The organism is Saccharopolyspora spinosa NRRL 18395, from assembly GCF_000194155.1.
Classification (GTDB): domain Bacteria; phylum Actinomycetota; class Actinomycetes; order Mycobacteriales; family Pseudonocardiaceae; genus Saccharopolyspora; species Saccharopolyspora spinosa.
Genome location: NZ_GL877879.1, coordinates 2277646 through 2301218, shown reverse-complemented (window position 1 = coordinate 2301218; position 23573 = coordinate 2277646). Strand labels below are relative to the sequence as shown.

The following is a 23573-nucleotide window of genomic DNA, read 5'->3' as shown; positions in this document are numbered from 1 at the left end:
GGATCGGAATCGGGGCGCCCCGGCCCATCCCGGCATCGTCAGTGACCAGACGCAACGCCGAGGACCGGGCCCGGTCCCCAAAGCCCCGGTGCCGCAATGCCCCTGCGGCACCGGGGCGGCGCCCGAAACCGCCCGTCGGCACGACGAGGGGCCGTGCCGACGGGCGGCTCGCCGTTCAGAGGTCGCGCAAATCATGTGGTGAGGTGGGCGTCAGGCAAGCGGCGAAGCCGCTTCCCGCCCCCTCACAACTTGCGCCGCCGCAGGTTCTCAGGCTGTGCCCACCCCGCGTCGCGGGGTTTTTGGCGAGGCCAATCCCCGATGCCGCGTATTGCACATTCATGAGTCGGGGATCCCGGAGTCCAGACAGCGTCCGAGGTTCCGCCACCCGCACCGCCACGCAAGCAAATTTGCCGCACACCTGTTCTCAGGCGATCGGCGCCGTCAGGATGGTGTTGCCGGGACCTTCGGGCACCGATGCCGTCGCCGCGGCGAGGCGGCGGACCGCCTCTTCCAGCTGATCGCCCGGCAACGTGTACGGCACTCGCATCCAGCGCTCCAGCGACCCGTACACCGAGAAACGCGCCCCCGGTGCCACCCGCACACCGTGCTGTTCCGCGGCCACCGAAAGCCGGCTGCTGACCGGTGCTCCGATGTCGCACCACAGGGCCAGTCCGCCGTCAGGGACGCGGTAGCGCCAGTGCGGCAGGTGCTCGCGCAATGCCGCGATGAGGCAGTCGCGGCGCTCGATCGACTCGACGCGCCGACGCTCCAGCACCTGGTCGGCGTCCTGCAGCAGCTCCGCCAGCGCCAGCTGTTCGAGGATCGGGCTGCCGAGGTCCACTGCGGCGCGGCCGATCACCATGCGCTGCACGAAGTCCTCGGACGCGCGGATCCAGCCGAGCCGGAGGCCACCCCAGAACGACTTGCTGGCCGACCCGACGAGGATCGCCCGATCGGTGAATCCGGCCATCGGTAGCGGCGCTTCGGCGCCGGTGAGGTCGATCTCGGCGAGCGTCTCGTCGATGACCGCTGTCGTGCAGGTGCGGGCCAGCGCCCTGGCGAGCTGGGCCCGGCCGCCCGCATCCAGCCGGACGCCGGTCGGGTTGTGGAAGTCCGGGATCAGGTACGCCAGCCGCGGTGATGTCTGCCGCAGGTTCGCGGCGAGCAGCTCCACGTCCCAGCCATCCTCGACCATCGGCACCGCGACGGGGGTCGCGTTGAGGCCGCGGATCGCCTCCAGCGCGTTCGGGTAAGTCGGGTGCTCGACGAGCACACGTTCGCCCGGCGACACCAGCATCCGCAGCAGGAGCGCGAAACCGTGCTGCGCTCCGTTGGTAACGAGGATCTGCTCCGGGCCGGTCGGTAGGCCCCGCTTCGCGTAGCGCTCGGCGATCCGCTCGCGCAGCATCGGCAGGCCTTGCGGCTGGTAGCCGTGACCGGACAGCTGCTCGACGAACCGCAAGCGCGCCCGATCCACCGCAGCGCACAGTTCCGGCGGCCCGCCCGGCGTGGCCTGCGCGAGGTTCAGCACCTCGGTGCCCGCGGTCGGGAACCAGCCGCCGTGGGATTCGTTGTCGCGCACCTGGTCCGGCAGCTTCACCCACGACCCGGCGCCGCGCCGACTGGCTGCGAAACCGTCTTCCCGGAGCCGGTCGAACGTCCGCGCGATCAGGGTCCGGCTGACCCCGAGAGCATCGGCGAGCTCGCGTTCCGCCGGAAGTCGAGTCCCCGGCGGCAGTCGGCCGTCCAACGCCAGCTGCCGCAGCGCCGCAGCCAACGCCTGGGACGACGGGCGTGCTGTTCCCTCCCAGGCCCCGAGCAGCTCGACGAGCTTGCGGCCGTGGATATGCGCAGACGGGGCGAAGACCATAAGGCCAATTGTAGGTCATTGGCTATCGACTTTAAGGCCAATCCTGTTCTAGAAAGTCGTCATGGCCTCGATCTCGACTCCTGTGGACCTGTCACCGCTCTCCATCCGGACCCGCCCGCTGCTCCGGCTCGGGCAGCTCATCGGCGGTCTGGTGCTCTACGGCGCCAGCATGGGATTCATGGTGCGGGCGCAACTCGGCCTGGACCCGTGGGACGTGCTGCACCAGGGCCTGGCACAACGCCTCGGCTGGAGCTTCGGGGCGGTCACCGCGCTGACCGGTGTCGCGGTCCTGCTCGCCTGGCTGCCGCTGCGACAGCGGCCCGGCATCGGGACGGTCGCCAACGTTGTCGTCATCGCCATCGCGGTGGACCTAACTCTGGCCCTCACCCCACCGATCGACGCGCTACCGGGGCAGATCTCGCTGATGATCGGCGCCATCGTGCTCAACGGCTTCGCGACGGCAGTTTACGTCGGCGCGCGGCTCGGCCCAGGCCCGAGGGACGGGCTGATGACCGGCCTGCACAACCGAACTGGCTGGTCGGTGCGCTCGGTCCGCACCTTGATCGAGCTCAGCGTCCTCGCTGCCGGGTGGCTGCTGGGCGGCACGGTGGGCGTCGGAACCGTGCTCTACGCGCTCACTATCGGGCCGCTGGCCCAGTTCTTCCTGCGATTCGCGGCGGTCCGGGAGAAAAAAGATCTCTGCCCCTAGAGACATCCGGGATACCACGAAGTAGCATGGACGCCGTCCACCTGACCCCCAGGGGTGGACCTTGACGCCCCCGCACTCCCGGTAACCCCCAGGCCGGTTGAGCGCGGGGGCGTCCCTAATTGGTATCCGCCTCGTCTTGCGCAGCGATGCAGGTGGCGGAACCTCAGACGCCGCCTGAACTCCAGGAACCCTTCCACGGTCGCGAACGCGACCGGCTCTCGGTCAGATCGCGGCGATCGTGCCGGGTGCGCGTTCGGCCCGGCTCAGCGCCCGCAGCACGGCCGTCTGCCCGTGCCGGCGCACGGCCAGCTGCGAAAGCAGCGCGAGCACCGGATCGTAGACCTCCGGCGGCAGCTCCGGTGTGGCGATGCCCACGCTCGTCGCCAGGTCGTCGGAGTGCACCGCCATCTCCATCATCCGGGTGATCAGGAAGTCGTCGACGAGCAGCGTCCGACCGGAGAAGCCCACCTCCCGATCCGCCGGCACAGCACGCAACGCGGAACGGAGCTCCCGCAGGGCCGAGTCGATCTCCTCGATCAGCGCCGGCGCGCCCTTGGCCGCGATACCCTCGCTGAACTCGCGGAGCCGGACGTTAACCTCCGCGTCGACGTCGGCACCGAGCCACGCGCTCTTGGCGTAGTAGTCGGCGAGGGCCGAGGGGGCTGCCTGCGGCGCGGCAGCGGCCAGCACCCGTGGAACGACGAGGACCTGGAAGGCCAGGTGCCCGGTCAGCCCGCGAACGCTGAACTCCGCCAACGCGCTGGGCCGGTCCCACGCCGCCGCGACCGCCGGATCGCGCACCAGCTCCGCAGTCGAAGCTGCCGCCTGTAGGTAAGCGTCTCGGATTGCGCTCATTCGGCCACCATCCCGTGTCGCTGCCGTCGATCAAGCTACCGCCTAGGCACGACAGGCATCAGGTCGGTCGAACGCCGTCTCGAGCCCGGTGACGGCGAACGTTTCCGGACCAGTGCTCCAACGTCGCAGGCTGCCGACGGGCGGGAGCACTCACAGCGAGGTCTCGGCGAGCTTGCCACCCGACATCTCCAGGCGGCGGGTGGTTCGCACCGCGTCGAGCATGCGGCGGTCGTGAGTCACCAGCAGGAGCGTGCCCGCATAGGAATCGAGGGCCGACTCCAGCTGTTCGATGGCGGGCAGGTCGAGGTGGTTCGTCGGCTCGTCCAGCACCAAGAGGTTGACCCCGCGCCCCTGGAGCAGGGCGAGTGCGGCCCGGGTGCGCTCGCCGGGCGACAGCGTGGCGGCCGAGCGCAGCACGTGGTCGGCCCTGAGGCCGAACTTGGCGAGCAGCGTGCGGACCTCAGCGGACTCGGTGTCGGGCACGGCTGCGCAGAACGCGTCGAGCAGCGACTCCGAACCGTGGAAGAGCGCGCGGGCCTGGTCGACCTCACCGACGACGACGCCGGAGCCGAGCGCCGCGGACCCCGCATCCAGCGGGACGCGCCCCAGCAGCGCCCCGAGCAGCGTCGACTTGCCTGAACCGTTGGCGCCGGTGATCGCCACGCGGTCGGCCCAGTCGACCTGCAGCGTCACCGGTCCGAAGGTGAAGTCGCCGCGCCGCACCTCCGCTTCGCGCAAGGTAGCGACGACCGCCCCGGAGCGGGGCGCCGCCGCGATCTCCATGCGCAGTTCCCACTCCTTGCGCGGCTCCTCGACGACCTCGAGCCGCTCGATGAGACGCTCGGTCTGCCGTGCTTTGGAGGCCTGCTTCTCGGTCGTCTCCGAACGGGCCTTGCGGCCGAGCTTGTCGTTGTCGGTGCCCTTGCGGCGGGCGTTCTTCACGCCCTTGTCCATCCAGGCGCGCTGCATGTGCGCACGCGCCTCCAGCCCGGACCGCTTGTCCGCGTACTCCTCGTACGCCTCCCGCGCGTGCCTGCGCGCGACCGCGCGCTCCTCCAGGTAAGCGTCGTAGCCGCCGCCGTAGAGGTTGATCTGCTGCTGGACCAGGTCGAGTTCGAGGACCTTGTTGACCGTGCGGGTGAGGAACTCGCGGTCGTGGCTGACGACGACGGTGCCAGCGCGCAGTCCGCGCACGAACCTTTCCAGGAGTTCGAGGCCCTCCAGGTCGAGGTCGTTGGTCGGCTCGTCCAGTAGGAACACGTCGTAGCGGGACAGCAGAAGCGAGGCGAGGCCCGCGCGGGCGGCCTGACCCCCCGAAAGCGAAGTCATGGCCTGGTCGAGCTCGACGAACAGGCCAAGCGAATCCACGACGCCTTCGGCGCGTTCCTCCAGGTCGGCACCGCCCAGGCTCAGCCAGCGATCCAGGCTCGCGGCGTACGCGTCGTCGGCCCCTGGCGTGCCCTCCGTGAGGGCCTGCGTCGCCTCGTCCATCGCGCGCTGCGCCGCAGCGACGCCGGTGCGGCGGGCGAGGAACTGGCTCACCGTCTCCCCGGGCCTGCGATCTGGCTCCTGCGGCAGGTAGCCGACGATCGCAGTGGCGGGGGAAAGGCGCAGCTCGCCGCGCTCCGGCGCGTCGAGCCCGGCCAGCAGTTTCAGCAGCGTGGACTTTCCGGCGCCGTTGGCGCCGACGAGCCCGATCACATCGCCGGGGGCGACGACGAGGTCGAGCCCGGTGAACAGGGAGCGGTCGCCGTGCCCGGCGGCGAGATCAGAGGCAACGAGAGTCGCAGACATCAGACCGCCGAGAATAACAACAGCCCCGGAAGCCCCCGCGGAAAGCAAACCGGCCCCTACCAGTCCCGGCAGGGGCCGAATTGACAGGTCTTCGCGGTGGCCAGGGGCGGAGTCGAAGCGCCGCCCCCCGCCTTTCCACGACACCTGTGCCGAACGCGCCGGAGACCGGGAGATCCACGTCTTCGTTCTCCCGCCCCGCTCCTGAGCGCGGGCCCGGTCGTTCGGCCGGGCCTAGGCTGGAATCGGGCAGCGGTGGGAGGAGCGTCGATGGGTTCCGGGGACAGATCACCGCGCGGCGGCTCGCGCAGGTGGCCCTATCCGCAGCGCAGCGCCATCGAGCAGCTCGGCGACATGGACCGCGACGACGCCCTCGCCTTCATGCGCCGGACCGGCGACCTGCTAATGGTGCACAAGTTCGGCGTCGACGAGCTCATGACCAAGCTGCGGATCTGGAGCGAGGAATTCGACTACGCCCACGAGCACGATCCGATCGAGCACATCACCTCGCGGATCAAGCGCCCCGAGGCCATCGCGGCCAAGCTCGCCCGGCGCGGGCTGCCGGTCGACCCGGTGTCGGCCCGCGAACACCTCACCGACATCGCCGGCGTGCGCGTCGTGTGCCCGTTCATCTCCGACGTCTACCTCGTCCGCGATCTCATCCGCCAGCACCAGATTGAGATCGTGCAAACCAAGGACTACATCGCCGCGCCGAAGCCGAACGGCTACCGAAGCCTGCACCTGATCATCAACGTGCCGGTGCACCTGTCCGACCGCACCGAGCAAGTGGCCGTCGAACTCCAGCTGCGAACCATCGCGATGGACTTCTGGGCCGCCGTAGAGCACGAGCTGCTCTACAAGAGCGGGGGCGAGGTGCCGGAGAGCTTCACCGCCGAGCTAAAAGCGGCGGCCGAGGCCGCTGCCGGACTCGACGCTCAGATGTCTTCGCTGCACGAACGCAGCGAGAGGGAGCCCGGCTAGAGCCGGGAGCTGGACCGCAGCGCCAGCATGTGACGGACACGAGCCCCGTTCGGGTCAGCGTGAAGACCGCCCCGCCAAGTTCAAGCGGGAGGTGTCTCGACACCTTGGATTTAGTCACCGGCCGCGGAGTTGATCGCGCGGTTCCTCGCCCTTCGGAGCACCGGGCCGGGGCGGGAGCACAAACCACTGTTCTCCCGCCCCGGATACCTGGCCCCGCTAGTCCAGCGCACCGCGTACCGCGGTGGCTACAACTCCCGGGGCACGTCACACATCGTAGGTCTTCCAAGGATTCCCATCATCGTAGTAGGAACCCTTGACCGCACCGTTGGCCACACACCAGATCTCCATACTCGTAGGAATACGCGAGAGTGCAGTAATCCCAGTCTCCACGTTGGCCGTTCCTAGAATGTGGTTATAGGTCGTCCAATCGTGGTCCTTCGGCTCTTGGTACCAGCAGGCACCTTTGACCGCACCGTCCGGCGCCACCCACCAGATCTCCATAGTATCGGGACGACGCGAGAGAGCAGCAATGTGCCCCTTCAGGGATGCGGATCCTACGGGCGCAATCTCGTAGAGTTTCCAAGGGGCCTTCGGCTCTTCGTACCAGTACGCACCCTTGACGGCACCGTCCGGCGTCACCCACCAGATCTCCATATGGTCGGGACGACGCGAGAGAGCAGCAATACCAGTCTCCGCGTTGGCCGAATTTGCGTCGGGTGCAATGTCATAGGTCTTCCAAAGCCCTCCACCATCATAGTGGTACGCACCCTTGACCGCACCGTTCGGCGTCACCCGCCAGATCTCCATATGGTCGGGACGACGCGAGAGAGCAGCAATGCCGCGCTGCGACGTTGCGCGGTTGTTGACCACTGGAGTCGTAGTAGTCATTGTTTCTCCTTATGAATGAGCTTAGGGACTTTAGCCGGGATTCCTGATCACAATATTTGCGCATGGCGAACGTCACGGATCCCGACAACTTAGACGGATCCCGGGCAGTAGCTGCGTAATCGAGATTAGGTACTATCAAATTACCCGCACAACTCGTGGGCACACCACAACCCCCGGCTGCCATTCGTGCACGGCCAGTAATTCGAATCGCCGTGATCCGGGGTTTCGCCCGTCAAACTGCGCAACGTGCATACGAACCAACCCTGCCAGGCGACAGGGTTCCTAAATATCTTGCGGTAACACCATCACCCCCTCGACGAGTACCGCAACCAAAAAACTATCAGGAGGCCACCCCGTACGAAATGGCCGAAAGACCCTTCTTGCCAACTCGCAGCATGCCCCCAGCCTCCGGCGCGCACCATCGCATTCGCAAATTCTTCAAAGCTTTCAACCGTCCGCAAGAGCGGGATACCTCGGACAATGAGCTCCCGGGGCGGTAGCTCGACGGCAACGGTTCCGACGGGTCGCCCCAACAGGCCGAATCACGTCGATCGAGCCCACAATGACCGTTGAAGCAACGCCGGATTGATGTCGATGGCGGGGTCATTCCTCCGGCTTGGCCCGCAGCTCGCGGATCTGCTCGCGAACCTGTTCGACATCCCAGCGGTAGTGTCCGCCAAGCGTCGTCTCCGTCGGCTTGAGCAGACCTTCGCGGACATAGCGGGCCACGGTGCGCGGGCTGATTCCAAGCTCCCGCGCCACCTCACCCGAGGCGACCAGCCGATTCCGCGTCACACGTTCGACTGTCGCAGTTGACGCGTTTGTCTTCCTGTCAGCAGACTCGTTCGCGTCGTACGACTTGATTAGCGCACTTGACCGGCACGGGGTCGGCCCGGCCGCCAGCAACCGGGACCGGAAGCTGGCCAAGGTGCTCGGCGAGCGGCAGATGACCGCCGATCGTAAGGCCGCCGAAAGCCACGGCTACAAGTCCGCCACCACCAACACCGCCCAGATCCGGCGGTGGTGGGTGCGGACGCCACGCGCCAACGACGGCATCGCCACCGTCCCGTCCGGGCTCGTGGTGCTCGAGCTTGATCGCAAGCCCAAACCCCGCGCCCGCCGCGCACGACGTGCCCGAGCTCGTCACCAACGGGTTGGGCGCCCTGCACGCCATCGCCACCGCCAAAGGTGTGCCGTGGCCGGACGCTTCGAGAAATTCTACCGGCGCAGGATTGAGTCAGGGCTGAAGCCCGCGACGGCTCACCAGGTGCACCGGACCGCACGAACGGCTTTCGGCGAGGCTTGAGCTTGTCCGCCGCAGTGCCTGCCGGACTGCACCGACCATGCCCGGTGGTGCCCGCGACGAACCGGCGGCTGATCATCAGGCACGAGAAGGCTCAGGCCGCCGAGCGGGAGCGTGCGGGCACGGAGTGGCACGACGGCGAGTGGATGTTCACCCAGCCCAACGGCAAGCCGATCGATCCACGTCAAGACCTCGACGAATGGAAGGCGATCCTTACGGAGGCCGGGGTCCGCAAGGCGCGGCTGCACGACGCACGGCACACCGCCGCCACCGTGCTATTGGTCCTCGGCGTGCCCGACCGCGTCGTGATGGAGCTGATGGGTTGGTCGTCCGTCACCATGAAGCAGCGGTACATGCACGTCATCGACTCCGTCCGGAACGACGTGGCTGACCGACTGAACACCTACTTCTGGGGCACCAACTGAGACCCAAAACGCCCCCGCCGATCTCGGCAGGGGCGTTTTGGCTGGTCTGAGCGGTGGCCAGGGGCGGGGTCGAACCGCCGACCTTCCGCTTTTCAGGCGGACGCTCGTACCAACTGAGCTACCTGGCCGATAGCGTCGGCTCAATGCCGTTCGCCTTGGCGACCCAGACGGGACTCGAACCCGCGACCTCCGCCGTGACAGGGCGGCGCGCTAACCAACTGCGCCACTGGGCCATGCTTCTATCTTCAGTTGTCGTACCCCCAACGGGATTCGAACCCGCGCTACCGCCTTGAAAGGGCGGCGTCCTAGGCCGCTAGACGATGGGGGCTTGGCCGATTCGAAACCGACCCGGCCTTGCCTCCAACCGGCTTTCCCCTTTTCGGAGCGCCCCGTTGGCAGTGATGAAAGCTTACGACATGCCTCCAGGGCCCCCAAGGCGGGGGGTCCTTTAAGTCGCACGGCACCCCCTCACGACGTCGATCCGACGCGGGCCCGCCGTCGATGATAGCCAGTTGACCTGCCGCTTTGTTAGATCTTGGCACGCCATCGCCCACGCGAGGCGACCAACACCCAGCACCCCGCGAGGCGAGGCTCGAACCCGAAAACCGAGCAAATCGGACAGATCGCGATTTTGTGATCCGCGCCTCAAGATCGATCCGTCGGTTCGGGGTTCGCGCGCCAGTCCTCCCGGGCAACCCCGGCGAGCACCACGCGCCAGATCTCGTCGAAGCGGTCGGCCAGCCCCACCGGTTCGTCGCCGACCGCGTACGCGCCCACCAACGCCGTGTAGAGCACCCTCGCCGCCTCGGCCGGATCGGTGCCGGGGCGCAGCTGCCCCGCCGCCGCGGATTTCCGCACCAGCTCGTCGAGCACCGCGTACCAGCCGTCGGACTCCGCCCCGATGCGCTGACCGGCCAGCCGCTGGCCGACGCGCAGGACCACGTCGTGCTCCAGCCTGCGGGCAGCCTCACCGCTCAGGCCGACCAGCGTCGACAGCGGGTCCAGGCTTCGGCCGAGCCACCGCTGCCGCATCTCGGCCAGGCTCACCAGGTACTGCCGGGCCAGCGCCTCAGCCACCGCCTCCTTGGCCGTGAAGTGGAAATAGAAGGCGCCCTTGGTGATGCCGGAGCGCCGCAGGATCGAGCTCAGCGTGGCGGCCCCGTAGCCGATCAGGTCGAACTCCTCCGCCGCGGCGGCCAGTATGGCGCGACGGGTGAGCTTGGCCCGGTGCTGCTGCGGCATGACACGACTCCGGCACGAAGAAGTCGTCCGCGATCCGCCGCCCGAGCGACGCGGTCCACGAACGGATGATCAACTACGCCACCGGAAGTTACCGCGAATCCGACCATCCCACCCACCGGGTTCGAGCCGGCGCCGACTTGCCGACACCGCTCGACGAACGCCCCGAAAGCGCACCTCGGCGGCACGGCGGACTCCCGGTCAGCGCGCGACCGGCGGCTGTCCGTCGTCGTCGGGCGCCAATCCCAGCATGTCCAGCAGGAGCTTGCAGTCCTCGGCGTTCTCCGCGCTGCGGGCGACCGCCATCCTGGCCCGGTGCACCTGCTCCGACGAGATCCGCGAGGGCTCGCCGGTGCGCGGCGCGGGCACCGCTGACGGCGGCCGCGAGGACCCGTCTTCTTGTTGCCACAAGAACTTCCGTACGTCCAGTGACCCGTACATGACGCCTCCCCGGCCTCGGGTTCCGGGCGCAATTTATCCACAGGTTGTCAACACCCGCAGCCCCCCAGAGAGTGATTTGACGTCGACGCAGAGTAATCACGTGGGGGAACTCGATCCACTTCGGATATTGCCCTGGTCACACCCCTCGGAGCCACCCCCGCCACGATCGTCCACACTGGACGTTCGGGACAGTTTGCGGCGGAATCCGCATCGAGTCGTGGCAGAAATCTGCCAGGAAGGAACTTTCATGAGCAGTCAAACGTTCGTCGTAGGCGGCATGACGTGTGGCCACTGCGCCAAGTCGGTCACCGAGGAGCTCTCGGAGCTGCCCGGCGTCAGCGACGTGCAGGTCTCGGTGGAGAGCGGGCAGGTCTCGGTGACCAGTGAGCAGGAGCTCAGCCGGGACGCAGTGGCGGCGGCCATCACCGAGTCCGGGTACACGATCGCGGAGTGGCCCAGCGCGAACTGAGCGGCCGACCGGGATGCCGCAATCCTGCGCCGAAAGCTCCCCACAACGGCCTGCGACGTGCCACAATCGGTCGGCTGACAGACCCCCGGTCAGCATCTGTGGAGATCCCCTCCGGCCCCCGCGTTCCTCCCCCTGGCGCGGGGGCCCTCCGCTTTCTCAGCACGATCGCGAAAGCGCAGGTGTGAGCACTTTTCTGCGACTCGGCGAGCGGTGATAGGGCTCACAGCGACTCGCGGGTCGCAACACAACCGTTATCGTGTGCCGGTGGCTCTAGGACGAACCAAGACCGGCCGACGGCAGCAGAAGTCTGCCCAGCCGGCCGAACCGGATCATGAGTTCGAGTCGTACCTGGCTGCGCTGGCCCCGGAGGAGAGCGTCGAATCCACCGGGTCCGGACGCCGCTTCGGTGCCTCACAGGTCTACCAGCTGCGGCTGCCCCTGATGGCCAACGAGCGCCTGCGGGAGCTCGCGTTCAAGCAGGGCACCTCGCCGGCAGCGCTGGCCCGTGACTGGGTGATGCAGCACCTGGCGGACGCCGACGAGGAGCCGGTGCAGAGCGGCCCTGCACCGAGCGGCCAGGGGCCGGTGTGGCCCGGCGAGGACACGCAGCAGGGCCTCCGGCCCGCGCCGGAGTACGACGCGCAGGCAGGCTACGACGCGCAGGCAGATTACGACACGCACGCCGATTACGACGCGCACGGCGATAACGACGCGCACGCCGATTACGACGTGCCGACCGGTTACCCCGGCATCGAGCAGACCGACGAGATCACCGTGCCGCAGAAGCGGTTCCGGCGCTGATCCCCCCGAAACCCGACCCAACCCCCGACCACTGACCTGATGGCTGGCGGAGGCCGCCCCCGAGGCCTCCGGCGGCCTTTTCTCTCAGGTCGGCAGGCCGAGTTCCCGGGCGATCAGCATGCGCTGGACCTCGCTGGTGCCCTCGCCGATCTCCAGGATCTTGGCGTCCCGGTAAAAACGCCCGACCGGCGTCTCGTTCATGAACCCGTAGCCGCCGAAGATCTGCGTGGCGTCCCGGGCGTTGTCCATCGCCGCGTTCGACGAGACGAGCTTGGCGATCGCGGCCTCCTTCTTGTACGGCTCGCCGCGCAGCATCCGCGATGCCGCGTCGTAGTAGGCCAGCCGCGCGGTGTGCGCGCGCAGCTCCATGTCGGCTACCTTGAACTGCATGGCCTGGTACTCGCCGATCTTGCGGCCGAAGGCCTCTCGTTCACCCAGGTAGCGCAGGCATTCGTCGACGCAGCCCTGAGCGAGGCCGACGCCGAGAGCGGCGATCGCGACCCGGCCCTCGGTGAGCGTCGCGAGGAACTGGGCGTAGCCGCGGCCGCGCTCGCCGAGAAGATTCGCGGCGGGCACCCGGCAGTCATCGAAGGACAACGCATGGGTGTCGGAGGCGTTCCAACCGACCTTCGAGTACTTCTTCGCGACAGTGAAGCCCGGGGTTCCGGCGGGCACGATGATCGTGGAGATCTCCTTGCCGCCGTTGGGCTTCTGCCCGGTGACGGCGGTGACCGTGACGAGGCCGGTGAGGTCCGTGCCGGAGTTGGTGATGAACGCCTTGGAGCCGTTGATCACCCACTCGTCGCCGTCGAGCACCGCCGTGGTGCGGGTGCTGCCCGCGTCGGAGCCGCCGCCGGGCTCGGTCAGGCCGAACGCGCCGAGGATCTCACCGGCCGCCAGGCGGGGCAGCCAGGTGCGCCGCTGCTCGTCGCTGCCGAACCGGTAGATCGGCATGACGCCCAGCGAGACCCCGGCCTCCAGGGTGATCGCGACGGACGAGTCGACGCGCGCCAACTCCTCCAGCGCCAGGCACAACGCGAAGTAGTCGCCGCCCATGCCGCCGTGCTCCTCGGGGATCGGCAGCCCGAACAGACCCATCCGCCCCATGACCTGCACCAGCGGGTATGGGAACTCCTCGCGTTCGTAGTAGTCGCCGATGACCGGGGCGACTTCCTTGCGGGCGAAGGTCTGCACGCTCTCGCGCAGGGCTTCGTGCTCTTCGCTGAGCCGGTGATCCACCATCGTTCAGGCCTCCTCTTGAGCGGCGAGGACAGCCAGCGGCTGGTCGAGTCCGACCGACTGCCCCTTCCTGGCGTGCACTTCGGTGACGACGCCGTCGATCGGCGCGGTGACGGTGTGTTCCATCTTCATCGCCTCGACGACGAACAACCTCTGTCCGCTGTGGACTTCCTGGCCGGGGCTCACATCGGCGACCAGCACAGTGCCCGGCATGGGGCTGGTCACCACGCCGTCCGACCGACCGGCGGCGCCGCCGCGCTCGGCGAGGAGGCGGTGCTCGGTGAGCGCCCAGGCGTGGCCGTCTGCGGCGAGCCAGGTGGTGCCGTCGACGTGCGCGTAGCGGTACCTGCGGGTGCGGCCCTGGTAGGTGACGGTCAGGGTGTCGCCGTGCGCTTCGACCGAGGCCCGGTGGACCGCAGTTTCAATTGAAACTGCCGTCGCCGGGGCACCTCTGGGCCCAGTTTCAATTGAAACTGCCGTTGATGGAGCACCCCCGGGCCCAGTTTCAATTGAAACTGCGGCGTCTTGGGCACGGCCTCGCAACCGGACGCGGACCTCCTCTGCCGGGCCGGCGAAGCGCCAGGTGCTCCAGGCCGGTTCGCCGAGCCGCCAGCCGGCGGGGATGTCCCACGGGTCGACGACCGGCTCGGTCGGTTCGGCTGCGAGCAGCCGCTCCAGGGCCGCGGCGACGTAGGCGTCCTCCGGTGTCGTGTTGCTCTCGGCGATGAGCGAGTCGAGATCGCGCTCGACCAGGCCGGTGTCCAGGCGGCCCGCCAGGACGTCGTCGTGCCTCAGCAGTGCGCGGAGGAACGCGACGTTGGTGTGCAGGCCCAGGACCGCCGTGTCGGCGAGGGCGGCGTCCAGTCGGCGTAGCGCATCGGCCCGGCTCGGCGCCCACGCGATGACCTTGGCCAGCATCGGGTCGTAGTCCGATCCCACACGCCCGCCCGCGCGCACCCCGGAATCGACCCGGACGCCGGGGCCGGACGGCTCGTGCACCGCCATGACGTCGCCGCCCGTCGGGAGGAAGTTGCGGGTCGGGTCCTCGGCGTAGACGCGGGCCTCGACGGCGTGACCGTCGATCGACAGGTCCTCCTGCGCCCAGGGCAACGGCTCTCCCCCGGCCACCCGGACCTGCTGTTCGACGAGGTCGACGCCGCGTTCCCCGCCGACGGAGGTGACGAGTTCGGTGACCGGGTGCTCGACCTGCAGGCGGGTGTTCATCTCCATGAAGAAGAACTCGTCCGGGCGGTCGGCGGAGACGATGAACTCGACGGTCCCCGCCCCGACGTAACCGACCGAACGCGCCGCGTCCACCGCGGCGGCACCGATACCGGCGCGCGTTTCGGCGTCCAGCAGCGGCGAAGGGGCCTCCTCGACGATCTTCTGGTGCCGCCGCTGCAGGCTGCACTCGCGCTCGCCGAGGTGCACCACATTGCCGTGCGCGTCCGCCAGCACTTGGACCTCGATGTGCCGCGGGCGGGTCACGAAGCGCTCGACGAACAGCGTGTCGTCGCCGAACGCCGAGCGGGCTTCGCGGCGCGCGGAGACGATCTGGTCGTCCAAGGCCGACTCGTCGTGGATCAGCCGCATGCCCTTGCCGCCGCCACCGGCGGATGGCTTCAGCAGTACCGGGAAACCGATCTCGATCGCCGCCGCGTGCAGATCGGCGTCGGTCATGTCCGGCTCGCTGCGGCCGGGCACCACCGGGACGCCGGCGGCGGACACCGTTTGCTTCGCGCGGATCTTGTCGCCCATCGACTCGATCGCGGTCGCCGGCGGGCCGATGAAGACGACGCCCGCCTGCGCGCACGCCTCGGCGAAGCCGGCGTTCTCGGCGAGGAACCCGTAGCCGGGGTGGATCGCCTGGGCTCCGGTGCCGCGCGCGGCGCCCAGGATGCGCTTGCCGTCGAGGTAGCTTTCGGTGGCCGGACTCGGTCCGATGTGGACGGCGGTGTCGGCCTCGGCGACGTGCCGCGCGCCGCGGTCGGCGTCGCTGAACACCGCGACGGAGCGGATGCCCAGCCGCCGCAGCGTCCGGATCACGCGCACCGCGATCTCGCCCCGGTTCGCCACCAGCACCGTGTCGAAGTGCTGCATCGTCACCCCTTCGCATTGCCGAACGGCAGGATCACAACGTTTCGCCTGGTCAACACCCGTGAACACGTTCGGTCGCCCCAGCGACCCAAAGCACACACGGCCTGCTTTTCTTCGTCTTCCAAGCACCGAAGGCACTTGGCCCACCTACCCAACGTGCACCGCCGCGGGTTCTCAGAAATCACATCCGGAACACGCCGTAGGAGACTGGTTCCAGCGGGGCGTTGGCCGCCGCCGAGATCGCGAGGCCCAGGACCGTCCGGGTCTGCTTCGGGTCGATCACGCCGTCGTCCCACAGCCGGGCCGTCGCGTAGTACGGGTGGCCCTGGTGCTCGTACTGGTCCCGGATCGGCTGCTTGAACGCCTCTTCGTCCTCGACCGACCAGTGCTCGCCGCGGGCGTCCAGCTGGTCGCGGCGCACCGTCGCCAGCACCGACGCCGCCTGCTCGCCACCCATCACCGAGATGCGGGCGTTCGGCCACATCCACAGGAACCGCGGCGAGTACGCCCGGCCGCACATCGAGTAGTTGCCCGCCCCGAACGAACCGCCGATGACGACGGTGAACTTCGGGACACGGGCGCAGGCCACCGCGGTGACCATCTTCGCGCCGTGCTTGGCGATGCCACCCGCCTCGTACTCCTTGCCGACCATGAACCCGGAGATGTTCTGCAGGAACACCAGCGGGATGGACCGCTTGTCGCACAGTTCGATGAAATGCGCGCCCTTGAGCGCCGACTCGCTGAACAGGATGCCGTTGTTGGCGATGACGCCGACCGGGTGCCCGTGGATGCGGGCGAAGCCGGTCACCAGTGTCTGGCCGTAGTCGTGCTTGAACTCCGCGAACCGGCTGCCGTCCACGATCCGCGCGATGACTTCCCGCACGTCATAGGGGGTGCGGCTGTCGGTCGGGACCGCGCCGTAAAGCTCGTCGGGGTCGACCGCCGGCGCCTCCACCGGCGCGACGTCCCACGGCCTGGCCTCGCGGGGCCCGAGCGTGCTGACGATCGAGCGGACGATGCGCAGCGCGTCCGCGTCGTCGGCAGCCAGGTGGTCGGTGACGCCGGAGGTGCGCGAGTGCAGCTCGCCGCCGCCAAGCTCCTCGGCGGTCACCTCGGCCCCGGTCGCGGCCTTCACCAGCGGCGGACCGCCCAGGAAAATGGTCCCCTGCTCACGGACGATCACGGCCTCGTCGCTCATCGCCGGGACGTAGGCACCACCCGCGGTGCACGAGCCCAGCACGGCGGCGATCTGCGGGATACCACGAGCGGACATCGTCGCCTGGTTGAAGAAGATCCGGCCGAAATGCTCCCGGTCCGGGAACACGTCGTCTTGCCTGGGCAGGAAGGCACCGCCGGAGTCCACCAGGTACAGACAGGGCAGGTTGTTGTGCAGCGCGACTTCCTGCGCGCGCAGGTGCTTCTTGACCGTGATCGGGTAATACGTGCCGCCCTTGACGGTTGCGTCGTTGGCGACAATCACGCATTCCCGCCCGGACACCCGGCCGATGCCGGTGATCATGCCCGCCGACGGTGCCTCGCCGTCATACAGGCCATGCGCGGCCAACGGCGAGAGCTCCAGAAACGGCGAGCCTCGGTCGAGCAGCGCGTCCACCCGGTCACGAGGCAGGAGCTTGCCCCGTTCGACGTGCCGGATGCGGGCCTTCTCGGGCCCGCCCAGCCGGGCGCGACGAAGCTGGGTGTTGAGGTCGTCGACGAGTTTCGCATGCTGCTCGGCGTAACGGGCGAAGTCCGCCGAGTCCGGGTCCACCGCCGTGCGCAGGGCGGGCGCATCCATGCGGGCACACCTTCCACCGGAGTTAGTCATCGTTAACGCGACCGATGTTAACGACAACTAACGCGTTTCGTCTAGCATCGACGTCGATGTCCACCGATGCAGCCAAGCCGTCCCGCCGCGAGCAGATCCTCACCGCCGCGGCGGAGAAGTTCGCACGCTTCGGCTTCCACGGGGTCGGCATCGACGACATCGGCGCGGCCGTGGGCATCTCCGGGCCCGCGCTGTACCGGCACTTCCGCAGCAAAGACGCGATGCTCGCGGAACTGCTCACCGGGATCAGCGACCGGCTGCTGCTTGGCGGCCAGGACCGGGTGGGCACCGCCGAGGACGCGCGCGACGCGCTGGACCGGCTGGTGCGCTGGCACGTCGAGTTCGCGCTGTCCAACCCGGCGCTGATCACCGTGCACATGCGCGACCTGGACAGCCTGGCCGACACCGACCGGCACAAGGTCCGCGAGCTGCAGCGCAGCTACGTCGAGGTCTGGGTGGACGTGCTGTGCCAGATCCGGCCGGACCTGGACCGCCCGACCGCCCGCGCCGCCGCGCACGCGGTGTTCGGCCTGATCAACTCGACCCCCTACAGCGCCCACCTGGACGTCGAAGCGATGTCCCTGCTGTTGCGCCAGATGGCGCTCGGCGCCATCGACAGCACGGCCTGACCGGCGGTTCCGTCGATTGCGGCCCACCGGGGCCGGGTTGAGACTGGGTGGATTCCGGCTCTGATGCCCTCGCGATGCCGCAGGAGACTGGCATGGCAACTGTCAGGATCGAACCCACCCAGGTTCCGACGCGGTCCCGGACCGCCAGGCGCCCGCTAAAAGGTCAGCGCCTGATCCCGTGGCTGCGCACCACGGATCCCAAGGACATCGGGATCCTCTACCTGATCGCCTCGTTCTTCTTCTTCATCGTCGGTGGCTCGATGGCGCTGCTGATCCGCGGCGAGCTGGCGCAACCGGGCCTGCAGTTCCTGTCGCAGGAGCAGTACAACCAGCTGTTCACCATGCACGGCACTGTCATGCTGCTGCTGTTCGCCACACCGATCGTGTTCGGCTTCGCCAACGTCGTGCTGCCGCTGCAGATCGGGGCGCCGGACGTGGCGTTCCCGCGGTTGAACGCGCTGTCGTTCTGGCTGTTCCTGTTCGGCGGGTTGATCGTGCTCAGCGGGTTCCTGCTGCCGGACGGCGCGGCCGACTTCGGCTGGACCGCCTACGCGCCGCTGTCGCGCGGGATGTTCAGCCAGGGCCTGGGTGGGGACGTGTGGGTCCTGTTCGGCGGGTTGATCGTGCTCAGCGGGTTCCTGCTGCCGGACGGCGCGGCCGACTTCGGCTGGACCGCCTACGCGCCGCTGTCGCGCGGGATGTTCAGCCAGGGCCTGGGTGGGGACGTGTGGGCGGCGGGGCTGATCCTCAGCGGTCTGGGCACGATCCTGGGCGCGGTCAACATGATCACCACGCTGGTGTGCCTGCGCTGTCCCGGTATGACGATGTGGCGGATGCCGATCTTCTGCTGGAACATCCTGGCCACCAGCCTGCTGGTGCTGATGGCGTTCCCGATCCTGGCTGCCGCGCTGTTCGGGCTCCTGATCGACCGGCACCTGGGCGGGCACGTGTTCGACCCGGCCAACGGCGGGGCCATCCTCTTCCAGCACCTGTTCTGGTTCTTCGGCCATCCGGAGGTCTACATCGTCGCGCTGCCGTTCTTCGGCATCGTGACCGAGATATTCCCGGTGTTCAGCCGGAAACCGCTGTTCGGCTACACCGGTCTGGTGTTCGCCACGCTGCTGATCATGGGCCTGTCGATGCTCGTGTGGGCGCACCACATGTTCGCCACCGGTGCGGTGCTGCTGCCGTTCTTCTCGTTCGCCACGTTCCTCATCGCGATCCCGACCGGGATCAAGTTCTTCAACTGGATCGGCACCATGTGGCGCGGCCACCTGACCTTCGAATCACCGATGCTGTTCGCGGTGGGGTTCATGGTGACGTTCCTGCTGGGCGGGCTGACGGGCGTCATCCTCGCGTCACCGCCGCTGGACTTCCACATCACCGACACCTACTTCGTGGTCGCGCACTTCCACTACGTGCTGTTCGGGACGATCGTGTTCGCGGTGTTCGCCGGGATGTACTTCTGGTTCCCGAAGATGACCGGCCGGATGATGGACGAGCGGCTCGGCAAGCTGCACTTCTGGCTGACCTTCATCGGGTTCCACGGCACATTCCTGGTGCAGCACTGGCTGGGCAACGAGGGCATGCCGCGGCGCTACGCCGACTACCTGACCTCCGACGGCTTCACCACGCTGAACGTGGTGTCGACCATCGGCTCGTTCATCTTGGGAGCCTCGATCCTGCCGTTCCTGTACAACGTCTTCACCAGCTACCGCTTCGGCGCGGTGGTGACCGTGGACGACCCGTGGGGACACGGGAACTCGCTGGAATGGGCCACGTCGTGCCCGCCTCCGCGGCACAACTTCACCGCGCTTCCGCGCGTCCGGTCGGTCCGGCCGGCGTTCGAGCTGCACTACCCGCATATGACCGAGCGCATGGACATCGAGGCGCACGCCAGCCTGCGCCGCGACACAAATCATTCGTAATTTGAACGATTCATGGTTGGTAGAGTATTCGGTGTGGCAGCAGAGATCCCCAAGGCAGGCGTCGCGTTCCTCCTCACCCAGCTGGGCACGCAGGCCGCAACGAAGTTCGCCGAGCGTGTCAGCGCGCTCGACCTGACCCCGCCCCAGGTCGGCATGCTGCGGATGATCGCCGCGCATCCGGGGCTGAGCCAGCAGACGCTGGCCGGGAATCTCGGGATGCTGCCCAGCAAGGTCGTCACGTTCGTCGACGACCTAGAGGGCCGCGGCCTGGTCACCCGCACCCGCAGCACCCGCGACCGCCGCGTCCACGAGCTGACCCTCACCGAGGAGGGCGCCGAGCTGCTGGACAAGATCCGCGCCGTGGCTGCCGCGCACGAGGCCGACTTCTGCGAGGCCCTCGACGCCGACGAACGCGCCCGGCTCCAGTCGCTCCTTGAACGCTTGACCGAGAGCCACGGCCTGACCCCGGGTGTCCACCCCGGTTACCGCACCATCCGCTGACGTACTACCAGCGCGGTACCGACCAGTACGCCCCAGGGCAGACGCGTCGGCGAGGACTCATCCGTACCGTGAGTGCGTGAACCAGCACGCGCGGCCCAGGCAGGTGTGGCTGGACGTCCTGCCCGCGGCGATCGTGTACGCGATCATCGTGGGCACGTCGATCGTGAACCGGCCGGCAGAGCTGCCGTGGACCGCCGGGTTCGGCGCTGTCCTGTGCGGCCTGCTCGTCTTCCGGCGGCGTTGGCCGATCCCGGTCCTGGTGTGCACCGGCCTCAGCTCGGCGGTCTACCTGGCGTTCGGCGCGTCGCCCAGGCCGCTCCTGCTCACCGCCTTGGTGGCGCTGTTCACAGTGGCGACGTTGTCCGAACGGCGAACGGCTTGGACGGCGGGGGCGATCACCGCGGCGGTGCTCGCCGGTACCTCGCTGCTGTCCGCCTCGTGGCCTTGGCTGCTCCCGGACGTGCTGGGCATGCTCGCCTGGTCGGGCATGGCCACCGCTGCCGGGGACGCAGTGCGCAGCCGCCGGGCTTACGTGGCGGAGATCGAGGAACGGGCGCGGCGCGCGGAGCAGAGCCGGGACGACGAAGCGCGACGGCGGGTCGTGGAGGAGCGGCTGCGCATCGCACGCGAGCTGCACGACGTGCTCGCCCACCACATCGCGTTGATCAACGTCCAAGCAGGCGTGGCCGCGCACATGCTCGACAGCGAGCCGCAGCAGAGCCGGACGGCGCTGGCGCACATCCGGACCGCGAGCCGCTCGGCGCTGGAGGGCCTGCGCACGACGGTCGGCCTGCTCCGGCAGGACGGCGAGTCGGCCGCGCCGACGGCACCGACCGCGGGGCTCGCGCAGCTCGACGACCTGATCGACGCTTTCCGCAGCGCCGGGCTGGTCGTCGAGACCACCGTCGAAGGCGCCGCCGCGACGCTGCCGGACGCGGTCGACCTGGCTGCTTACCGGGTGATCCAGGAATCGCTCACCAACGTGCGCAAGCACGCCGGGCCGGCGACCGCCACCGTGCGCCTCGGCTACCTCGGCACCGAGCTGCGGCTGTCCATCGTCGACGACGGCTGCGGGACGTCCGAGGCGAGCGCCGGGGCGGGACACGGCATCATCGGCATGCGGGAGAGGGTGACCGCGCTCGGCGGTCGGCTGGCCGCCGGTCCGCGCAGCGCAGGAGGTTTCCAAGTGCAGGCATGCCTGCCGTTGTCGAACGGCGGCCGGTCGTGACCATCCGCGTGCTGCTCGCCGACGACCAGTCGCTGGTGCGGGCCGGGTTCCGGGTGCTCATCGATTCGGCACCCGACCTGGCGGTCGTCGGCGAGGCAGCCACCGGGCGGGAAGCGGTCTCGCTGGCCCGCAGCACCCGCGCCGACGTGGTGCTGATGGACATCCGGATGCCCGACCTGGATGGGCTCGCCGCGACCCGCGAGATCACCGCCGACGAGGACCTGGCCGGGGTCCGGGTGCTGGTCCTGACGACCTTCGAGATCGACGATTACGTGTTCGCCGCGTTGCGGGCGGGCGCGAGCGGCTTCCTCGGCAAGGGCGTGGAACCCGAGGCGCTCATCGACGCGGTCCGCGTCGTCGCGGGCGGCGACGCCCTGCTCTCGCCGCTGGCGGTGCGCAGCCTGATCGCCCGGTTCCTGGCGCAGCCGGAGCGGCTGGTCGATGCCGATCCGCAACGGCTCGCGGTGCTGACCGCCCGGGAACGCGAAGTGCTGGCGCTGGTCGCCGCCGGGCTGTCCAACGAGGAGATCGCGGAGCGCCTTTTCGTCAGCCCGCTGACCGCGAAGACCCACGTCAACCGGTCGATGATGAAGCTCGGTGCGCGGGATCGCGCCCAACTGGTGGTGATCGCCTACGAAACCGGCCTGGTCCGCCCCGGCGGCGCCGGACCAGGCGGGACCTGACCCGGAAGTCCGCGATTTCAATGGAAACTGGATGTCGAATTTCCATTGAAATTGGGCTCTTGTGATCGATTAGTGGGCGTGTGGCCTGGGGTTGGGTCCGGAAGATGAAGGCACGCCGTCGCTTTGGGCTAGGTTGTTGGTTGCGAGATCAACAAGCTGATCAGGGAGCGAACGACGTGCCGGATGTCAGTGTATGGCGCGCGATGGCGGGTCTGGACGACAGGACCGTGATCGAGCGTGTGGCTTTCGAAGAAGGCCGTCCTGGCCGCACTGAGCGGGTAGTGCTGCATGTGCGGCCCAGCCGCCGTAAGGGCGAGCATGACCGGTGCGGCCGGTGCGGTCGGAGAAGCCCTGGATACGACGGCGGGAGGCGCCGTGAGTGGCGGAGTGTGGATTGCGGGCTGACGCAGATGTGGCTGGCAGCCGACGCGCCCAGGGTGCGCTGTGCCGAGCACGGGGTGACTGTGGCTCGGGTGCCCTGGGCTCGGCATGGTGCCGGGCACACGCTTGTCTTTGACGCCCAGGTGGCGTGGCTGGCGGTGCGAACCTCGAAGTCAACCGTGCGGGAGTTGCTGCGAATCGCATGGAAAACGGTCGGGTCGGTCATCGACCGGGTCTGGGCCGACATCTCCGCTGAGATCGACCTGCTCGACGGGGTCCGCAAGATCGGGATCGACGAGGTTTCCTATAAGAAGAACCATCGCTATCTGACGATCGTGGTCGACCACGACACCGGTCGGGTCATCTGGGCCGCGCCGGGCCTGGGCGCCGCCACGTTGAGCACGTTCTTCGACGAACTCGGACCCGAACGCACCGCGGCCTTGACCCACGTCAGCGCTGACGCGGCGCACTGGATCGCCTCGACGGTCACACAACGCGCCCCGCAAGCGATCTTGTGCGCCGACCCGTTTCACATCGTGGCCTGGGCCACCGACGCCATCGATACCGTCCGCCGCCAGGAATGGCGTGCCCTCAAAGCACTCGCCGACACCGAACGCGCAGAACAGGACCGTCGTGTCGGCCGCCCCACTGCCGATGATCCGAAGCCGGAAACCCCACGGCAGGACCTGGCCAGGGAGTTCAAAAACGCCCGCTACTCCCTGCTGAAAAATCCCGACAACCTCACCCAGGACCAAAGCCTCACCCTGAAGTGGATCACGGCTTCCAGCCCCCGCCTCCACGAGGCCTACGCGTTCAAAGAGAAACTCCGCATCGTCTTCCAAGCCAGGGGTAAGCAGGGCAAACGCATCCTCGACGCCTGGATCAAAGAGGCCGGGCGCAGCACCCTGGAACCCATCCAGAAGCTCTGCAAGTCCGTGGTCCGCATCCGCGCGTCCATCGAGGCCAGCCTGGAGCACGGGCTGTCTCAGGGCCTGATCGAGTCCACTAACACCAAGATCAGACTCTTCACCCGCATGGCCTTCGGGTTCCACACGCCCCAGGCCCTGATCGCCCTCGTCATGCTCAACCTCGGCGGCCCGACACTCACCCTCCCCGGGCGCACTTAACCCACACATACGTCAGGAGAGCCTGAAATTGCAGAAGTTGTCCACAAGTGTCGGGGTGTCGTGTGCGACACGCCGACTACCAGGGGTACTGCGTTCGCAGTACGTCGAGGTGTCCGCGTTGGGCGGACGCGAACTTCGTTCGGAACGACCATCGTGGACACCG

General features: G+C 68.4%; 20 protein-coding genes, 3 tRNA genes and 2 pseudogenes. 12 read left to right on the top strand and 13 right to left on the bottom strand.

Annotated features, from left to right (window positions below):
• Positions 1 to 424 precede the first annotated feature (424 nt).
• Complete coding sequence (gene yczR, locus SSPN_RS0129925) at positions 425 to 1870, bottom strand: MocR-like transcription factor YczR (RefSeq protein WP_010312284.1); 1446 nt, start codon at positions 1868 to 1870, stop codon at positions 425 to 427.
• 61 nt (positions 1871 to 1931) lie between these two features.
• Between yczR and yczE the strand changes: the two genes are divergently transcribed.
• Complete coding sequence (yczE, locus tag SSPN_RS57170) at positions 1932 to 2579, top strand: membrane protein YczE (protein WP_044575098.1); 648 nt, start codon at positions 1932 to 1934, stop codon at positions 2577 to 2579.
• Between the two features lie 222 nt (positions 2580 to 2801).
• Here the strand turns inward: yczE and SSPN_RS0129915 are convergent, their stop codons facing one another.
• Together SSPN_RS0129915 and SSPN_RS0129910 are read right to left on the bottom strand one after the other, a co-directional pair.
• Positions 2802 to 3434: a maleylpyruvate isomerase N-terminal domain-containing protein gene (locus SSPN_RS0129915; RefSeq protein ID WP_029535848.1), complete on the bottom strand. Its 633-nt coding sequence runs from the start codon at positions 3432 to 3434 to the stop codon at positions 2802 to 2804.
• A 150-nt stretch (positions 3435 to 3584) separates the two neighbouring features.
• Positions 3585 to 5228: an ABC-F family ATP-binding cassette domain-containing protein gene (locus tag SSPN_RS0129910; protein WP_010312280.1), complete on the bottom strand. Its 1644-nt coding sequence runs from the start codon at positions 5226 to 5228 to the stop codon at positions 3585 to 3587.
• Between the two features lie 267 nt (positions 5229 to 5495).
• On the opposite strand from SSPN_RS0129910, the gene SSPN_RS0129905 reads away from it, so the two are divergent.
• Positions 5496 to 6206: a GTP pyrophosphokinase gene (locus SSPN_RS0129905; protein ID WP_010312279.1), complete on the top strand. Its 711-nt coding sequence runs from the start codon at positions 5496 to 5498 to the stop codon at positions 6204 to 6206.
• Positions 6207 to 6470: 264 nt separating this feature from the next.
• On the opposite strand, the gene SSPN_RS55640 is transcribed toward SSPN_RS0129905, so the two are convergent.
• Both SSPN_RS55640 and SSPN_RS0129895 read right to left on the bottom strand, forming a co-directional pair.
• Positions 6471 to 7094, bottom strand: a complete 624-nt coding sequence (locus tag SSPN_RS55640; protein ID WP_143539428.1) for a hypothetical protein — start codon at positions 7092 to 7094, stop codon at positions 6471 to 6473.
• Between the two features lie 603 nt (positions 7095 to 7697).
• Complete coding sequence (locus tag SSPN_RS0129895; protein ID WP_010312277.1) at positions 7698 to 7889, bottom strand: MerR family DNA-binding transcriptional regulator; 192 nt, start codon at positions 7887 to 7889, stop codon at positions 7698 to 7700.
• 151 nt (positions 7890 to 8040) lie between these two features.
• Here SSPN_RS0129895 and SSPN_RS63045 point away from each other — a divergent pair.
• Positions 8041 to 8250 (top strand): annotated as a pseudogene (locus SSPN_RS63045) (bifunctional DNA primase/polymerase); the annotation flags it as partial.
• A 51-nt stretch (positions 8251 to 8301) separates the two neighbouring features.
• Positions 8302 to 8822: pseudogene (locus SSPN_RS46540) on the top strand (tyrosine-type recombinase/integrase); the annotation flags it as partial.
• 54 nt (positions 8823 to 8876) lie between these two features.
• On the opposite strand, the gene SSPN_RS0129880 reads toward SSPN_RS46540, so the two are convergent.
• The 5 genes from SSPN_RS0129880 to SSPN_RS0129860 form a co-directional block, all read right to left on the bottom strand.
• A tRNA-Phe gene (locus SSPN_RS0129880) sits at positions 8877 to 8950 on the bottom strand.
• A 28-nt stretch (positions 8951 to 8978) separates the two neighbouring features.
• Positions 8979 to 9055 (bottom strand) — tRNA-Asp (locus SSPN_RS0129875).
• Between the two features lie 22 nt (positions 9056 to 9077).
• Positions 9078 to 9150 (bottom strand) — tRNA-Glu (locus SSPN_RS0129870).
• A gap of 317 nt (positions 9151 to 9467) precedes the next feature.
• On the bottom strand, positions 9468 to 10064 hold the full coding sequence (locus SSPN_RS0129865; protein ID WP_010312270.1) for a TetR/AcrR family transcriptional regulator: 597 nt from the start codon (positions 10062 to 10064) through the stop codon (positions 9468 to 9470).
• Between the two features lie 198 nt (positions 10065 to 10262).
• Positions 10263 to 10502, bottom strand: coding sequence for a hypothetical protein (locus SSPN_RS0129860; protein ID WP_010312268.1), 240 nt, complete (start codon positions 10500 to 10502; stop codon positions 10263 to 10265).
• Between the two features lie 247 nt (positions 10503 to 10749).
• On the opposite strand from SSPN_RS0129860, the gene SSPN_RS0129855 reads away from it, so the two are divergent.
• A complete protein-coding gene (locus tag SSPN_RS0129855; protein WP_010312266.1) occupies positions 10750 to 10971 on the top strand; it encodes a heavy-metal-associated domain-containing protein in 222 nt (73 codons plus the stop codon).
• A gap of 264 nt (positions 10972 to 11235) precedes the next feature.
• Positions 11236 to 11772, top strand: coding sequence for a hypothetical protein (locus SSPN_RS60600; RefSeq protein ID WP_083822215.1), 537 nt, complete (start codon positions 11236 to 11238; stop codon positions 11770 to 11772).
• Positions 11773 to 11856: 84 nt separating this feature from the next.
• Here SSPN_RS60600 and SSPN_RS0129845 read toward each other — a convergent pair whose 3' ends face one another.
• From SSPN_RS0129845 to SSPN_RS0129835, 3 genes are all read right to left on the bottom strand, one after another.
• Positions 11857 to 13014 carry an acyl-CoA dehydrogenase family protein gene (locus SSPN_RS0129845; RefSeq protein WP_029535847.1) on the bottom strand — a complete coding sequence of 386 codons (1158 nt, stop codon included), beginning with the start codon at positions 13012 to 13014 and terminating at the stop codon, positions 11857 to 11859.
• Positions 13015 to 13017: 3 nt separating this feature from the next.
• The gene (locus SSPN_RS0129840) at positions 13018 to 15111 is read right to left on the bottom strand and encodes an acetyl-CoA carboxylase biotin carboxylase subunit (RefSeq protein WP_029535846.1); all 2094 of its coding nucleotides are present in this window, start codon (positions 15109 to 15111) and stop codon (positions 13018 to 13020) included.
• 178 nt (positions 15112 to 15289) lie between these two features.
• Positions 15290 to 16903, bottom strand: a complete 1614-nt coding sequence (locus SSPN_RS0129835; RefSeq protein WP_010312260.1) for a carboxyl transferase domain-containing protein — start codon at positions 16901 to 16903, stop codon at positions 15290 to 15292.
• Positions 16904 to 16989: 86 nt separating this feature from the next.
• Between SSPN_RS0129835 and SSPN_RS0129830 the strand changes: the two genes are divergently transcribed.
• The 6 genes from SSPN_RS0129830 to SSPN_RS0129805 all read left to right on the top strand — a co-directional run bounded on the left by SSPN_RS0129830 (position 16990) and on the right by SSPN_RS0129805 (position 23410).
• Positions 16990 to 17562, top strand: a complete 573-nt coding sequence (locus SSPN_RS0129830) for an SACE_7040 family transcriptional regulator (RefSeq protein ID WP_010312257.1) — start codon at positions 16990 to 16992, stop codon at positions 17560 to 17562.
• A 92-nt stretch (positions 17563 to 17654) separates the two neighbouring features.
• A complete protein-coding gene (locus tag SSPN_RS0129825) occupies positions 17655 to 19490 on the top strand; it encodes a cytochrome c oxidase subunit I (protein WP_010312255.1) in 1836 nt (611 codons plus the stop codon).
• A gap of 33 nt (positions 19491 to 19523) precedes the next feature.
• Positions 19524 to 19991 (top strand): MarR family winged helix-turn-helix transcriptional regulator, encoded by a 468-nt coding sequence (locus SSPN_RS0129820; protein WP_010312253.1) that lies wholly within the window; start codon positions 19524 to 19526, stop codon positions 19989 to 19991.
• 76 nt (positions 19992 to 20067) lie between these two features.
• Positions 20068 to 21219: a sensor histidine kinase gene (locus SSPN_RS46530; RefSeq protein WP_010312251.1), complete on the top strand. Its 1152-nt coding sequence runs from the start codon at positions 20068 to 20070 to the stop codon at positions 21217 to 21219.
• Positions 21186 to 21902 (top strand): response regulator, encoded by a 717-nt coding sequence (locus tag SSPN_RS0129810; protein ID WP_010312249.1) that lies wholly within the window; start codon positions 21186 to 21188, stop codon positions 21900 to 21902. The genes SSPN_RS46530 and SSPN_RS0129810 overlap by 34 nt, the downstream gene beginning before the upstream one ends.
• 176 nt (positions 21903 to 22078) lie before the next feature.
• Entirely contained in the window at positions 22079 to 23410 is a 1332-nt protein-coding gene (locus tag SSPN_RS0129805) for an ISL3 family transposase (protein ID WP_029535844.1), read from the top strand.
• The last annotated feature ends 163 nt before the right edge of the window (positions 23411 to 23573 follow it).